Origin of the sequence: uncultured Escherichia sp. (assembly GCF_948475835.1) — a bacterium.
Classification (GTDB): Bacteria; Pseudomonadota; Gammaproteobacteria; order Enterobacterales; family Enterobacteriaceae; genus ECMA0423.
The window spans coordinates 1-14,565 of record NZ_CAOLGM010000054.1 but is presented as its reverse complement, the minus strand read 5'-3'; the positions used below and the strand labels follow the sequence as shown (position 1 = coordinate 14,565).

Below are 14,565 nucleotides of genomic sequence, written 5' to 3'. Positions count from 1 at the left end.
CGGGGCAGCAGGGGGCGGCGGCGATTGGCCGCCCCCTGCGCGCTCCCTGCACCATTCAATTTATATGGCGAGGCACATTAAGGGAGCGCAACCCGCTGCTGAAGCCAAACAAAACCGCCGCAGGCTAAGTCCCTTAGCTTTCCTGCAACCGTGACGGCGGAGCCGAATGATAGTGCGCATCGGCCTCGGCAAAGCGTTTTTGCATCGCCGCTGACGGCGCTTTACCCAGCAAACTAAACACTACAATCCCAATACTGCCGAAGATAAAGCCCGGAATAATTTCGTACAGTCCCAGCCAGCCGAACTGTTTCCAGACGATAACCGTCAGCGCCCCGATGATCATCCCCGCCAGCGCACCGTTGCGCGTCATGCGTGACCACATCACCGAGAACAGCACCACCGGACCAAACGCCGCGCCAAAGCCTGCCCACGCATAACTCACTAGCCCCAGCACACGGTTTTCCGGGTTTGCCGCCAGCGCAATGGCCACCAGCGCCACCACCAGCACCATCACACGCCCTACCCACACCAGCTCTTTCTGGCTGGCATGTTTACGCAGAAACGCTTTGTATAAATCTTCGGTAATCGCACTGGAGCACACCAGCAGCTGGCAACTTAAGGTTGACATTACCGCCGCCAGAATTGCCGACAGCAGAATCCCGGCAATCCACGGGTTAAACAGAATTTGCGCCAGTTCGATAAACACGCGCTCAGCATTCTGGTTTACCGCACCTGCTACCGCCGGGTGCTCATTAAAGTAAGCAATACCAAAGAAGCCGACAGCTACCGCCCCTGCCAGGCAGAGGATCATCCAGGTCATACTGATACGACGCGCATGGACAATGCTGTGGTGAGAGTCTGCCGCCATAAAACGCGCCAGGATGTGCGGCTGCCCGAAGTAACCCAGCCCCCAACCCATCAGTGAGATAATGGCGACAAAGTTCAGCCCTTTGAGCATATCAACGTTTTCGATGCTCTTTTGTTTGATCACTTCCAGCGAGTCACCAAAGCCACCGACACTGATAATGACGATAACCGGCGTCAGGATCAGGGCAAAAATCATCAGGCTGGCCTGTACAGTGTCAGTCCAGCTCACCGCGAGGAAACCGCCAATAAAGGTGTAAAGGATCGTCGCCGCAGCTCCCGCCCACAGAGCCGTTTCGTAGCTCATGCCAAAGGTACTTTCAAACAGACGCGCGCCTGCCACAATGCCCGAAGCGCAATAAATGGTGAAGAACAGCAAAATCACCAGCGCGGAGATAATGCGCAAAATGCGGCTTTTATCTTCAAAGCGCCCGGTGAAATAATCCGGCAATGTTAAGGCGTTATTGTTGTATTCGGTATGCACACGCAACCGCCCCGCCACCAGCTTCCAGTTGATCCACGCGCCTAATGTCAGGCCAATGGCGATCCAACTTTCGGAAATCCCGGAAAGAAAAACCGCGCCCGGCAACCCCATTAACAGCCAGCCGCTCATATCCGACGCACCCGCCGATAATGCCGTCACGAATGGCCCAAGGCTACGACCGCCCAGAATATAGTCGTCAAAGTTTTTCGTTGATCGCCAGGCGATAAACCCAATCAATATCATGCCAAAGATATAGACACAAAATGTCACCAACATCGGTGTGCTAATAGCCATCTAAAGTCTCCAAAAAATTATTATCGGCAATGTCGAAACTTGCCGTTATATCTGCCACCGGAACGGGGTAACAGAGTTTATGTTTTACCAGGGCGACCGTATCCTGCCGGAAGCGCTGGTTATTCACAATCCATTTAACACACCATTTACATTAAATTTTAGTGCTCAGCGACACTATTTTTCATCAGGTTGCACTCTCTCACATTTTTTGCGGTTGCACCTTTCAAAAATGTTAACTGCCGCAGAGAAAAAGTCTGAGTTATTTTTTTAATCCCTGTCATATCGATTTCTTTTATTAACATTTCATTCATTTTTAAGCTTGCTACGCATGTCACATTTAACATGGTTGCACAAAGTTGCAACATCATGGATATTTCACGATAACGTTAAGTTGCACCTTTCAGAACAACAGGAGTAATGGCATGGGAACCACCACCATGGGGGTTAAGCTGGACGACGCGACGCGTGAGCGTATTAAGTCTGCCGCGACACGTATCGATCGCACACCACACTGGTTAATTAAGCAGGCGATTTTTTCTTATCTCGAACAACTGGAAAACAGCGATACTCTGCCGGAGCTACCTGCGCTGCTTTCTGGCGCTGCCAATGAGAGCGATGAAGCACCGACTCCGGCAGAGGAACCACACCAGCCATTCCTCGACTTTGCCGAGCAAATTTTGCCCCAGTCGGTTTCCCGCGCCGCGATCACAGCGGCCTATCGCCGCCCGGAAACCGAAGCGGTTTCTATGCTGCTGGAACAAGCCCGCCTGCCGCAGCCAGTTGCTGAACAGGCGCACAAACTGGCGTATCAACTGGCCGATAAACTGCGTAATCAAAAAAACGCCAGTGGTCGCGCAGGTATGGTTCAGGGGTTATTGCAGGAGTTTTCGTTGTCATCGCAGGAAGGCGTGGCGCTGATGTGTCTGGCGGAAGCGTTGTTGCGTATTCCCGACAAAGCCACCCGTGATGCGTTAATTCGCGACAAAATCAGCAACGGTAACTGGCAATCACACATTGGTCGTAGCCCGTCTTTGTTTGTTAATGCCGCCACCTGGGGGCTGCTGTTTACTGGCAAACTGGTTTCCACCCATAACGAAGCCAGCCTCTCCCGCTCGCTGAACCGCATTATCGGTAAGAGCGGTGAACCGCTGATCCGCAAAGGTGTGGATATGGCGATGCGCCTGATGGGCGAGCAGTTCGTCACGGGTGAAACCATTGCAGAAGCGTTAGCCAATGCCCGCAAGCTGGAAGAGAAAGGTTTCCGTTACTCTTACGATATGCTTGGCGAAGCTGCACTGACTGCCGCAGATGCACAGGCGTATATGGTTTCCTATCAGCAGGCGATTCACGCCATTGGTAAAGCGTCCAATGGTCGTGGCATCTATGAAGGGCCGGGCATTTCAATCAAACTGTCGGCGCTGCATCCGCGTTATAGCCGCGCCCAGTATGACCGGGTAATGGAAGAGCTTTACCCGCGTCTGAAATCACTCACCCTGCTGGCGCGTCAGTACGATATTGGTATTAACATCGATGCCGAAGAGGCCGATCGTCTGGAGATCTCCCTCGATCTGCTGGAAAAACTCTGTTTCGAGCCGGAACTGGCAGGCTGGAACGGTATCGGTTTTGTTATTCAGGCTTATCAAAAACGCTGCCCACTGGTGATTGATTACCTGATTGATCTCGCCACCCGCAGCCGTCGCCGTCTGATGATTCGCCTGGTGAAAGGCGCGTACTGGGATAGTGAAATCAAGCGTGCGCAGATGGACGGCCTTGAAGGCTATCCGGTTTATACCCGCAAGGTGTATACCGACGTTTCATATCTCGCCTGTGCGAAAAAGCTGCTGGCGGTGCCGAATCTAATCTACCCGCAGTTCGCGACGCACAACGCCCATACGCTGGCAGCGATTTATCAACTGGCAGGTCAGAACTACTATCCGGGTCAGTACGAGTTCCAGTGCCTGCATGGTATGGGCGAGCCACTGTATGAGCAGGTCACCGGGAAAGTTGCCGACGGCAAACTTAACCGTCCGTGTCGTATTTATGCTCCGGTCGGTACCCATGAAACGCTGTTGGCGTATCTGGTGCGTCGCCTGCTGGAAAACGGTGCTAACACCTCGTTTGTTAACCGTATTGCCGACACCTCTTTGCCACTGGATGAACTGGTCGCCGATCCGGTCACTGCTGTAGAAAAACTGGCGCAACAGGAAGGGCAAACTGGATTACCGCATCCGAAAATTCCCCTGCCGCGCGATCTTTACGGTCACGGGCGCGACAACTCGGCAGGGCTGGATCTCGCTAACGAACACCGTCTGGCCTCGCTCTCCTCTGCCCTGCTCAATAGTGCACTGCAAAAATGGCAGGCCTTGCCAATGCTGGAACAACCGGTAGCGGCAGGTGAGATGTCGCCCGTTATTAACCCTGCGGAACCGAAAGATATTGTGGGCTTTGTGCGTGAAGCCACGCCGCGTGAAGTAGAACAGGCGCTGGAAAGTGCGGTTAATAACGCGCCAATCTGGTTTGCCACTCCTCCGGCTGAACGCGCGGCAATTTTACATCGCGCTGCCGTGCTAATGGAAAGCCAGATGCAGCAACTGATTGGTATTCTGGTGCGTGAAGCCGGAAAAACCTTCAGTAACGCCATTGCCGAAGTGCGCGAAGCGGTCGATTTTCTCCACTACTACGCCGGACAGGTGCGGGATGATTTCGCTAACGAAACCCACCGTCCATTAGGGCCTGTGGTGTGTATCAGTCCGTGGAACTTCCCGCTGGCTATTTTCACCGGGCAGATCGCTGCCGCACTGGCGGCAGGTAACAGCGTGCTGGCAAAACCGGCAGAACAAACGCCGCTGATTGCCGCGCAAGGGATCGCCATTTTGCTGGAAGCGGGTGTACCCCCTGGCGTGGTGCAATTGCTGCCAGGTCAGGGGGAAACCGTGGGCGCGCAACTGACGGGTGATGATCGCGTGCGCGGGGTGATGTTTACCGGTTCAACCGAAGTCGCTACGTTACTGCAGCGCAATATCGCCAGCCGCCTGGACGCTCAGGGTCGCCCTATTCCGCTCATCGCTGAAACCGGCGGCATGAACGCGATGATTGTCGATTCTTCAGCACTGACCGAACAAGTAGTAATAGATGTGCTGGCCTCGGCGTTCGACAGTGCGGGTCAGCGTTGTTCGGCACTGCGCGTGCTGTGCCTGCAAGATGAGATTGCCGACCACACGTTGAAAATGCTGCGCGGCGCAATGGCCGAATGCCGGATGGGTAATCCGGGTCGCCTGACCACCGATATCGGTCCGGTGATTGATAGCGAAGCGAAAGCCAATATTGAGCGCCATATTCAGACCATGCGTAGCAAAGGCCGTCCAGTGTTCCAGGCGGTGCGGGAAAACAGTGAAGATGCCCGTGAATGGCAAAGCGGCACCTTTGTCGCCCCGACGCTGATCGAACTGGATGACTTTGCCGAATTGCAAAAAGAGGTCTTTGGTCCGGTGCTGCATGTGGTGCGTTATAACCGTAATCAGCTGCCGGAGCTGATCGAGCAGATTAACGCTTCCGGCTATGGTCTGACGCTTGGCGTCCATACACGTATTGATGAAACCATCGCCCAGGTCACTGGCTCGGCCCATGTCGGTAACCTGTACGTTAACCGTAATATGGTGGGCGCAGTGGTTGGTGTGCAGCCGTTCGGCGGCGAAGGGTTGTCCGGTACCGGGCCGAAAGCAGGCGGTCCGCTCTATCTCTACCGTCTGCTGGCGAATCGCCCGGAAAGTGCGCTGGCAGTAACGCTCGCGCGTCAGGATGCAGAGTATCCGGTCGATGCGCAGTTGAAAGCCGCATTGACTCAGCCGCTAAATGCACTGCGGGAATGGGCAGCAAATCGTCCAGAATTGCAGGCGTTATGTACGCAATATGGCGAGCTGGCGCAGGCAGGAACACAACGATTGCTGCCAGGGCCGACGGGTGAACGCAACACCTGGACGCTGCTGCCGCGTGAGCGCGTGTTGTGTATTGCCGATGATGAGCAGGATGCGCTGACTCAGCTCGCCGCCGTGCTGGCGGTGGGCAGCCAGGTACTGTGGCCGGATGACGCGCTGCATCGTCAGCTAGTAAAGGCATTGCCATCGGCAGTCAGCGAACGTATTCAACTGGCGAAAGCGGAAAATATAACCGCTCAACCCTTTGATGCGGTGATCTTCCACGGTGATTCGGATCAGCTTCGCGCATTGTGTGAAGCCGTTGCTGCGCGGGATGGCGCAATTGTTTCGGTGCAGGGTTTTGCCCGTGGCGAAAGCAATATCCTTCTGGAACGGCTGTATATCGAACGTTCGCTGAGTGTGAATACCGCTGCCGCTGGCGGTAACGCCAGTTTAATGACGATCGGTTAAACAGGTAGCCGGAGGATGTTACAACCTCCTCCGGCATCTTTAACGTGGTCGAATCCCCTCAATAATAATCCGCTGCACGTTTTCAACCGTTTGATTGAAAAATACCTCATCGCGCAACGTTGCGCCTGTCACCGCCTCCACCTGAGGGGCGAAATCGGCGTAATGTTGAGTGGAAGCCCAAATCATAAAAATCAAATGCTGCGGATCAATCGGCGCGAGTTTGCCGCTTTTGACCCAACCGGCAATCAGCGCCGATTTCTCATCAATTAATGCCTTCAAATCGCCCGTCAGTTCATCCATTAACAGCGGCGCGCCTGCCAGCATCTCCATACAGAACAGGCGCGAAGCCTGCGGATAATCGCGGGAGACTTCCAGCTTCAGACGGATGTACTCTTTTATCGCCGCCAGCGGAGCGAAATCTTCACGAAACGCTTTTAACGGTGCCAGCCAGATATCGAGAATCTGCCGCAGCACGGCAATATACAGCGCCTCTTTTGACGGAAAGTAATACAGCAGATTGGTTTTTGAAACACCCGCCAACTCTGCGATCTGCTCCAGCCTTGTGCCGTGAAAACCGAATTGTGAAAAAGTGTCCAGTGCTGCGCTAAGAATCGCTTTTTTCTTCGCGCTTACTGCGCGCGAACGTTTACCCGTTGTTTTCACTGCGCCTTGCGTCATGCGCTCTCCCCTCTTGTAGATTGGCAACAGGATAGCAAAACCCCCGCCCGGCCTCGACCTTCTGCACTCTCATCGCGCACAGATGCATGTTTTATGTGCAACTGTTTTGACCGTTTAGTCCACTTTTTACCAGATATTTTAGACAACCCAATGTTAACACATTAATAACATTCACTTTTTAAAAACTGGCATCCGCTTTGCAAACAAGCCATTACGCGGCTGAAAAGGATATGCAGGATGCAGCGCCCCGTCTGACTTTCACTTTACGAGACGAAGAGAGGTTGATGATGAAAATTGGCGTATTCGTACCTATTGGCAACAACGGCTGGCTCATTTCGACCCACGCGCCGCAGTACATGCCGACCTTTGAACTGAATAAAGCCATTGTGCAAAAAGCGGAGCACTACCATTTCGATTTCGCCCTGTCGATGATCAAACTGCGTGGCTTTGGCGGCAAAACTGAGTTCTGGGATCACAACCTTGAGTCGTTCACCTTGATGGCGGGGCTGGCGGCCGTCACCTCGCGCATTCAGATTTACGCCACTGCTGCCACCTTAACGTTACCTCCGGCAATCGTCGCCCGTATGGCCGCAACCATCGACTCCATCTCTGGCGGGCGTTTTGGCGTCAACCTCGTGACTGGCTGGCAAAAGCCCGAGTATGAGCAGATGGGTATCTGGCCTGGCGATGACTATTTCTCCCGTCGTTACGACTATCTCACCGAATATGTTCAGGTGCTGCGCGACCTGTGGGGCACGGGGAAAAGCGATTTTAAAGGCGATTTTTTCACCATGAATGATTGTCGCGTCAGTCCGCAACCGAGTGTCCCCATGAAAGTGATCTGCGCCGGGCAAAGCGACGCTGGCATGGCGTTCTCCGCCCAGTATGCCGATTTCAACTTCTGTTTCGGCAAAGGCGTAAATACGCCCACGGCTTTCGCCCCGACCGCTGCGCGGATGAAACAGGCCGCAGAGCAAACCGGGCGCGACGTTGGTTCTTATGTGTTGTTTATGGTGATTGCCGATGAAACCGACGATGCCGCTCGCGCCAAATGGGAACACTACAAAGCGGGCGCGGATGAAGAGGCGTTAAGCTGGCTAACCGAACAAAGTCAGAAAGATACCCGCTCCGGTACTGATACCAACGTCCGTCAGATGGCCGATCCCACTTCGGCGGTAAACATCAATATGGGGACGTTAGTCGGTTCTTACGCCAGTGTCGCGCGCATGTTAGATGAAGTCGCAAGCGTGCCTGGTGCCGAAGGCGTGCTGTTGACCTTCGATGATTTTCTGTCGGGAATCGAAACCTTCGGCGAGCGCATTCAACCACTGATGCAGTGCCGCGCCCATCTACCTGCGCTGACTCAGGAGGTGGCATGATGACAACCTTAACCGCTCGACCGGAAGCCATTACCTTCGATCCGCAGCAAAGTGCGCTGATCGTGGTGGATATGCAAAACGCTTATGCCACGCCAGGCGGCTACTTAGATCTCGCCGGGTTTGATGTCTCAACCACTCGCCCGGTCATTGCCAACATTCAAACCGCCGTGACCGCAGCGCGAGCGGCAGGGATGCTGATCATCTGGTTTCAAAATGGCTGGGATGAACAGTATGTCGAAGCTGGCGGACCCGGCTCACCGAATTTTCATAAATCGAACGCCCTGAAAACCATGCGTAAGCAGCCGCAGCTGCAGGGGAAATTGCTGGCGAAAGGCTCCTGGGATTATCAACTGGTGGATGAACTGGTGCCGCAGCCTGGCGATATTGTGCTGCCGAAGCCGCGCTACAGCGGTTTCTTCAATACACCGCTGGACAGCATTTTGCGCAGCCGTGGAATACGCCATCTGGTTTTCACCGGTATCGCTACCAACGTCTGCGTCGAATCGACGCTACGCGATGGCTTTTTTCTGGAGTATTTCGGCGTGGTGCTGGAAGACGCAACACACCAGGCGGGGCCGGAATTTGCACAGAAAGCCGCGTTGTTCAATATCGAAACCTTTTTTGGCTGGGTCAGCGACGTCGAAACGTTCTGCGACGCGCTTTCTCCCACATCCTTTGCTCGTATCGCTTAAGGAGTTTAACGATGCCAAAATCCGTAATTATTCCCGCTGGCAGCAGCGCACCGCTGGCCCCCTTCGTTCCCGGCACGCTGGCTGATGGCGTGGTGTATGTCTCCGGTACGCTGGCTTTTGATCAACATAATAACGTGCTGTTTGCCGATGACCCAAAGGCGCAAACCCGCCACGTTCTGGAAATTATCCGCAAGGTGATCGAGACGGCGGGTGGCACGATGGCGGATGTGACCTTCAACAGCATCTTTATTACCGACTGGAAAAATTACGCCGCGATTAACGAAATCTACGCCGAGTTTTTTCCGGGTGATAAACCGGCGCGATTCTGCATTCAGTGCGGACTGGTAAAACCTGACGCGCTGGTGGAAATCGCCACAATTGCGCATATCGCCAAGTGAGGCCGCGATGAAACTTTCACTCTCACCTCCCCCTTATGCTGATGCGCCCGTAGTGGTGTTGATTTCGGGTCTTGGCGGTAGCGGCAGTTACTGGTTACCGCAACTGGCGGTGCTGGAGCAGGAGTATCAGGTAGTCTGTTACGACCAGCGCGGCACCGGCAATAATCCCGACACGCTGGCAGAAGATTACAGTATCGCCCAGATGGCAGCGGAACTGCATCAGGCGCTGGTAGCCGCAGGGATTGAGCATTACGCGGTGGTCGGCCATGCGCTCGGTGCGCTGGTGGGAATGCAGCTGGCGCTGGATTATCCCGCGTCGGTAACTGTGCTGATCAGCGTTAACGGCTGGCTACGAATAAACGCCCATACGCGCCGCTGTTTTCAGGTTCGCGAACGATTACTGTATAGCGGCGGCGCGCAGGCATGGGTGGAAGCGCAGCCGTTGTTCCTCTATCCCGCCGACTGGATGGCGGCCCGCGCACCTCGCCTTGAGGCAGAAGACGCGCTGGCACTGGCGCATTTTCAGGGCAAAAATAATTTACTGCGTCGACTTAACGCCCTCAAACGCGCTGACTTTAGTCACCATGCGGATCGCATCCGCTGCCCGGTGCAAATCATCTGCGCCAGTGATGATCTGCTGGTGCCATCAGCATGTTCCAGTGAGCTTCATGCCGCCCTGCCCGATAGCCAGAAAATGGTGATGCGCTATGGCGGACACGCCTGCAACGTGACCGACCCCGAAACGTTTAATGCTCTTTTACTCAACGGGCTTGCCAGCCTGTTACATCACCGCGAAGCCGCCCTGTAAGGAATTGCTATGAACGAAGCCGTTAGCCCAGGTGCGCTTAGCACCCTGTTCACCGATGCCCGCACTCACAACGGCTGGCGGGAGACACCCGTCAGCGATGAGACGTTACGGGAGCTTTATGCCCTGATGAAATGGGGGCCGACATCAGCTAACTGTTCTCCGGCACGGATCGTGTTTATCCGCACTGTAGAAGGAAAAGAACGTCTGCGCCCGGCGCTTTCCAGCGGCAATCTACAAAAAACCCTGACCGCGCCCGTCACCGCTATCGTTGCCTGGGACAGTGAATTTTATGAACGGTTACCACTACTGTTTCCCCACGGTGATGCCCGCAGTTGGTTTACCTCCAGCCCACAACTTGCCGAAGAAACAGCGTTTCGCAACAGCTCCATGCAGGCGGCCTATCTGATCGTCGCTTGCCGTGCGCTGGGACTGGATACCGGCCCGATGTCGGGTTTTGACCGTCAATACGTTGACGACGCTTTTTTTGCAGGCAGCACGCTGAAGAGCAATCTGCTGATTAATATCGGCTATGGCGATAGCAGCAAACTTTATGCGCGCCTGCCACGTCTGTCCTTTGAAGAAGCCTGCGGGCTGTTGTAAGGAGCAAACTATGAACATAGTTGATCAACAAACCTTTCGCGATGCGATGTCCTGTATGGGCGCGGCGGTCAATATCATCACCACGGACGGTCCAGCCGGGCGCGCCGGGTTCACCGCCAGCGCCGTCTGCAGCGTGACCGATACGCCGCCCACATTACTGGTGTGCCTGAATCGTGGGGCGTCCGTCTGGCCGGTATTCAATGAAAATCGAACGCTGTGTGTAAATACACTGAGCGCCGGGCAGGAGCCGCTTTCAAATCTTTTTGGCGGCAAAACGCCCATGGAACACCGCTTTGCCGCCGCCCGCTGGCAGACGGGTGTGACCGGATGCCCGCAACTGGAAGAGGCTCTGGTTTCGTTTGACTGCCGTATCAGCCAGGTGGTGAGCGTCGGCACCCACGACATTCTGTTTTGCGCCATCGAAGCGATTCATCGTCACGCCACACCCTACGGGCTGGTGTGGTTCGATCGCAGTTATCACGCGCTGATGCGCCCTGCTTGTTAACCTCCTAAAGGAGACAGCTGATGGCAATGTTCGGTTTTCCTCACTGGCAGTTAAAATCGACCTCTACAGAGAGCGGCGTGGTCGCGCCGTATGAACGATTGCCGTTTGCTCAGACGGCAGTAATGGGCGTTCAACACGCGGTGGCGATGTTTGGCGCGACGGTGTTAATGCCGATTCTGATGGGGCTGGATCCCAATCTTTCCATTTTAATGTCGGGGATCGGCACGTTACTGTTTTTCTTTATTACCGGCGGGCGCGTCCCCAGTTATCTCGGTTCCAGCGCGGCTTTTGTCGGCGTGGTGATTGCCGCAACGGGCTTTAACGGTCAGGGCATTAACCCGAATATCAGCATTGCGCTGGGCGGGATTATCGCCTGTGGGCTGGTTTATACCGTCATTGGCCTGGTGGTGATGAAAATTGGTACACGCTGGATTGAACGACTAATGCCGCCGGTGGTGACGGGTGCGGTGGTGATGGCGATTGGCCTGAACTTAGCGCCTATCGCAGTGAAAAGTGTATCGGCTTCGGCCTTTGATAGCTGGATGGCGGTAATGACGGTGCTGTGTATTGGGCTGGTGGCGGTGTTTACCCGTGGCATGATCCAGCGGTTATTGATTCTCGTAGGATTAATTGTCGCCTGTCTGCTGTATGGCGTGATGACCAACGTTTTAGGGCTGGGAAAAGCCGTCGATTTTACTCTCGTCAGCCATGCTGCCTGGTTCGGTCTGCCACATTTTTCCACTCCTGCTTTTAATGGTCAGGCAATGATGCTGATTGCGCCCGTGGCGGTGATTCTGGTGGCGGAAAACTTAGGTCATCTCAAGGCAGTCGCCGGGATGACCGGACGCAATATGGACCCGTATATGGGGCGGGCATTCGTAGGCGATGGTCTGGCAACGATGCTTTCCGGCTCTGTCGGCGGTAGCGGCGTGACCACCTATGCTGAAAATATCGGTGTGATGGCCGTGACCAAAGTCTACTCGACGCTGGTGTTTGTTGCTGCTGCCGTCATCGCCATGCTGTTGGGCTTTTCGCCGAAATTTGGCGCGCTGATCCATACCATTCCTGCACCGGTGATTGGTGGTGCTTCAATTGTTGTGTTCGGGCTGATTGCCGTCGCAGGCGCAAGGATCTGGGTACAAAACCGTGTCGATTTAAGCCAGAACGGTAATTTGATTATGGTCGCAGTAACCTTAGTGCTGGGCGCGGGTGATTTTGCTCTCACGCTGGGCGGTTTTACGTTGGGAGGGATCGGTACAGCAACCTTTGGCGCGATTTTACTCAATGCGTTGTTAAGCAGAAGGTTGGTTGACGTTCCACCGCCAGAAGTTGTTCATCAGGAGCCATAAACAGAAAACCGCCGGGGTAACCGGCGGTGATGACTTTTTGACGAGCTTCAGACAAAAATGCATTCGTCACTGATTAGTCCGGCTAGTTGTCACTTTTACCGTGACTGCTCTTGCCACCTTTTTTACCTGCTTCAGATGCGCGCTGCGGGTCATTCTTGAAATTACCCCCGCTGTGCTGTCCACCTTTTTTACCTGCTTCTGATGCTCTTTCGCGGTCTTCTGCAAAATTGCCGGAACCGCCTCGATGGTTTGCCATTACTGACCTCCGTCTGGGTATAGACATCATATTGCATAGAATTAACGCGGCGTATGGCGGCTGCCATATTTTCGCTACGTGGGACTAAGCTTAGTGAACTGACGCGGGCAGACCCGCGTTTGGTAATATCCTGCAACAGCTTCTTAGCGAGAATAGATATCATCTCAAATAATTATCCATAAGCCGCTCTTATGATTAAAAAAACGCGATGAGATAAAAATGTGTCATTTTGCGACAAAATTACGTGCTTGTGAAAGTTGTTATAAATCAAATAAGTGGTTGTGAAATTTGCACTCTGAAAAGGACGTCTTATCTTTAAATAAGTGGTAGCGAATCGCTACGGAATAGAGATAACACGAGGAGTGGTTAGAAATGGCTAAAGTTCTGGTGCTTTATTATTCCATGTACGGACATATTGAAACGATGGCACGCGCAGTCGCTGAGGGTGCAAGCAAAGTCGATGGCGCAGAAGTTGTCGTTAAGCGTGTACCGGAAACCATGCCGCCGCAATTATTTGAAAAAGCAGGCGGTAAAACGCAAACTGCACCGGTTGCAACCCCGCAAGAACTGGCCGATTACGACGCCATTATTTTTGGTACACCTACCCGCTTTGGCAACATGTCCGGTCAAATGCGTACCTTCCTCGACCAGACGGGCGGCCTGTGGGCTTCCGGCGCACTATACGGAAAACTGGCGAGCGTCTTTAGTTCCACCGGTACTGGCGGCGGTCAGGAACAAACTATTACTTCAACCTGGACGACCCTTGCGCATCACGGCATGGTAATTGTCCCCATTGGCTACGCAGCGCAGGAATTATTTGACGTTTCACAGGTTCGCGGCGGTACGCCGTACGGCGCAACCACCATCGCAGGCGGTGACGGCTCACGCCAGCCAAGCCAGGAAGAACTGTCTATTGCTCGTTATCAAGGGGAATATGTCGCAGGTCTGGCAGTTAAACTTAACGGCTAATCTTCAACAGGAGGATACGCATGCCAACTCAAGAAGCGAAAGCTCATCACGTCGGTGAATGGGCATCTCTGCGCAATACGTCGCCGGAAATAGCCGAGGCCATTTTCGAAGTCGCCGGGTACGACGAAAAAATGGCGGAAAAGATTTGGGAAGAAGGTAGCGATGAAGTGTTAGTCAAAGCCTTTGCTAAGACCGATAAAGATTCGCTTTTTTGGGGCGAACAGACCATCGAACGTAAAAACGTTTAACCAGCGACTCCCCCACTTCTCGCGGGGGAGTTTTCTGTTATTTCACCGCCTCATTCAACACGCTATCAAACTTATCCATTGGGCAGAAACCGTTGGCATCTATCGGGCAACCGCTTAATTCCAGCGTCACACGCTGAGCAGGTGCCTGCAGGGTTAACGCATCGGCATTACGTAACTGTTCCGCACTCTGATACACATATTCAATTTTCATCAAATCGCGATTGGCTTTGCTGTCATGCCAACGCTGGAAAACGATTTTGCCGCCAATCGGCGTGCGTTCGTTCTGGTCATGCAACTGATACGGTTTGAAATCCAGCGCCGTTAACAGAGAGGCAATGTTGGAGTCGTGCCCAACCAACACTGTAATTTTCGGTGCGCTGGTGCGATCGGTGACCAGAGCTTTGTCGATATAACTGACCAGCGGTTTCGCAACATTGCGCGCCACTTCCGGTGAGGTAAACAGGCTGTCCTGGTAGCCGTTTTTAAGCTTCGACAACACCTTCCACTGCTGGTCAGATTTGATTTCTCCCCAGGCCACCTGATCCATCGGAAAACCTTCGTAATATTGCAAAGTAAACGCATCTACCAGCGAGTTGCCGACTTTCAGCGGCCCGGAAACACCTGGTTCTTGTTGATACTTGCCGCTAAAGGTATTT

At 53.9% G+C, this 14,565-nt stretch carries 15 protein-coding genes; 10 read left to right on the top strand and 5 right to left on the bottom strand.

Annotation, left to right across the window (positions count from 1 at the left end):
- Nucleotides 1-133: 133 nt before the first annotated feature.
- Both putP and QZF50_RS12220 read right to left on the bottom strand, forming a co-directional pair.
- A complete protein-coding gene (gene putP, locus QZF50_RS12225; RefSeq protein WP_001018486.1) occupies nucleotides 134-1,642 on the bottom strand; it encodes a sodium/proline symporter PutP in 1,509 nt (502 codons plus the stop codon).
- A gap of 158 nt (nucleotides 1,643-1,800) precedes the next feature.
- Complete coding sequence (locus QZF50_RS12220; RefSeq protein WP_000979516.1) at nucleotides 1,801-2,010, bottom strand: hypothetical protein; 210 nt, start codon at nucleotides 2,008-2,010, stop codon at nucleotides 1,801-1,803.
- Between the two features lie 54 nt (nucleotides 2,011-2,064).
- On the opposite strand from QZF50_RS12220, the gene putA reads away from it, so the two are divergent.
- On the top strand, nucleotides 2,065-6,027 hold the full coding sequence (gene putA / locus QZF50_RS12215; RefSeq protein ID WP_001307103.1) for a trifunctional transcriptional regulator/proline dehydrogenase/L-glutamate gamma-semialdehyde dehydrogenase: 3,963 nt from the start codon (nucleotides 2,065-2,067) through the stop codon (nucleotides 6,025-6,027).
- Nucleotides 6,028-6,066: 39 nt separating this feature from the next.
- Here putA and rutR read toward each other — a convergent pair whose 3' ends face one another.
- Complete coding sequence (gene rutR / locus QZF50_RS12210) at nucleotides 6,067-6,705, bottom strand: HTH-type transcriptional regulator RutR (RefSeq protein ID WP_000191701.1); 639 nt, start codon at nucleotides 6,703-6,705, stop codon at nucleotides 6,067-6,069.
- A 287-nt stretch (nucleotides 6,706-6,992) separates the two neighbouring features.
- Between rutR and rutA the strand changes: the two genes are divergently transcribed.
- The 7 genes from rutA to rutG are packed head-to-tail and all read left to right on the top strand — an operon-like array spanning nucleotide 6,993 to nucleotide 12,436.
- Entirely contained in the window at nucleotides 6,993-8,084 is a 1,092-nt protein-coding gene (rutA, locus tag QZF50_RS12205) for a pyrimidine utilization protein A (RefSeq protein WP_001297176.1), read from the top strand.
- Nucleotides 8,084-8,776 (top strand): peroxyureidoacrylate/ureidoacrylate amidohydrolase RutB, encoded by a 693-nt coding sequence (gene rutB / locus QZF50_RS12200; protein ID WP_001307708.1) that lies wholly within the window; start codon nucleotides 8,084-8,086, stop codon nucleotides 8,774-8,776. Before rutA ends, rutB begins: the two co-directional genes overlap by 1 nt.
- Before the next feature lie 11 nt (nucleotides 8,777-8,787).
- Nucleotides 8,788-9,174, top strand: a complete 387-nt coding sequence (rutC, locus tag QZF50_RS12195) for a 3-aminoacrylate deaminase (protein WP_001126777.1) — start codon at nucleotides 8,788-8,790, stop codon at nucleotides 9,172-9,174.
- Between the two features lie 7 nt (nucleotides 9,175-9,181).
- Nucleotides 9,182-9,982 carry a pyrimidine utilization protein D gene (gene rutD / locus QZF50_RS12190; RefSeq protein ID WP_001307099.1) on the top strand — a complete coding sequence of 267 codons (801 nt, stop codon included), beginning with the start codon at nucleotides 9,182-9,184 and terminating at the stop codon, nucleotides 9,980-9,982.
- A gap of 9 nt (nucleotides 9,983-9,991) precedes the next feature.
- Entirely contained in the window at nucleotides 9,992-10,582 is a 591-nt protein-coding gene (locus tag QZF50_RS12185) for a malonic semialdehyde reductase (protein ID WP_001001196.1), read from the top strand.
- A gap of 10 nt (nucleotides 10,583-10,592) precedes the next feature.
- On the top strand, nucleotides 10,593-11,087 hold the full coding sequence (gene rutF / locus QZF50_RS12180) for an NADH-dependent FMN reductase RutF (RefSeq protein ID WP_001028095.1): 495 nt from the start codon (nucleotides 10,593-10,595) through the stop codon (nucleotides 11,085-11,087).
- Between the two features lie 20 nt (nucleotides 11,088-11,107).
- Nucleotides 11,108-12,436 (top strand): pyrimidine utilization transport protein G, encoded by a 1,329-nt coding sequence (gene rutG, locus QZF50_RS12175; RefSeq protein ID WP_001240629.1) that lies wholly within the window; start codon nucleotides 11,108-11,110, stop codon nucleotides 12,434-12,436.
- Nucleotides 12,437-12,518: 82 nt separating this feature from the next.
- On the opposite strand, the gene QZF50_RS12170 is transcribed toward rutG, so the two are convergent.
- On the bottom strand, nucleotides 12,519-12,692 hold the full coding sequence (locus QZF50_RS12170) for a general stress protein (RefSeq protein ID WP_001273658.1): 174 nt from the start codon (nucleotides 12,690-12,692) through the stop codon (nucleotides 12,519-12,521).
- 372 nt (nucleotides 12,693-13,064) lie between these two features.
- On the opposite strand from QZF50_RS12170, the gene wrbA reads away from it, so the two are divergent.
- Nucleotides 13,065-13,661, top strand: coding sequence for an NAD(P)H:quinone oxidoreductase (gene wrbA / locus QZF50_RS12165; protein WP_001151437.1), 597 nt, complete (start codon nucleotides 13,065-13,067; stop codon nucleotides 13,659-13,661).
- A gap of 20 nt (nucleotides 13,662-13,681) precedes the next feature.
- Complete coding sequence (locus QZF50_RS12160) at nucleotides 13,682-13,909, top strand: YccJ family protein (protein ID WP_001143120.1); 228 nt, start codon at nucleotides 13,682-13,684, stop codon at nucleotides 13,907-13,909.
- 37 nt (nucleotides 13,910-13,946) lie between these two features.
- Here the strand turns inward: QZF50_RS12160 and QZF50_RS12155 are convergent.
- The coding region (locus tag QZF50_RS12155; RefSeq protein WP_290388881.1) for a histidine-type phosphatase at nucleotides 13,947-14,565 on the bottom strand (619 nt) is incomplete at its 5' end.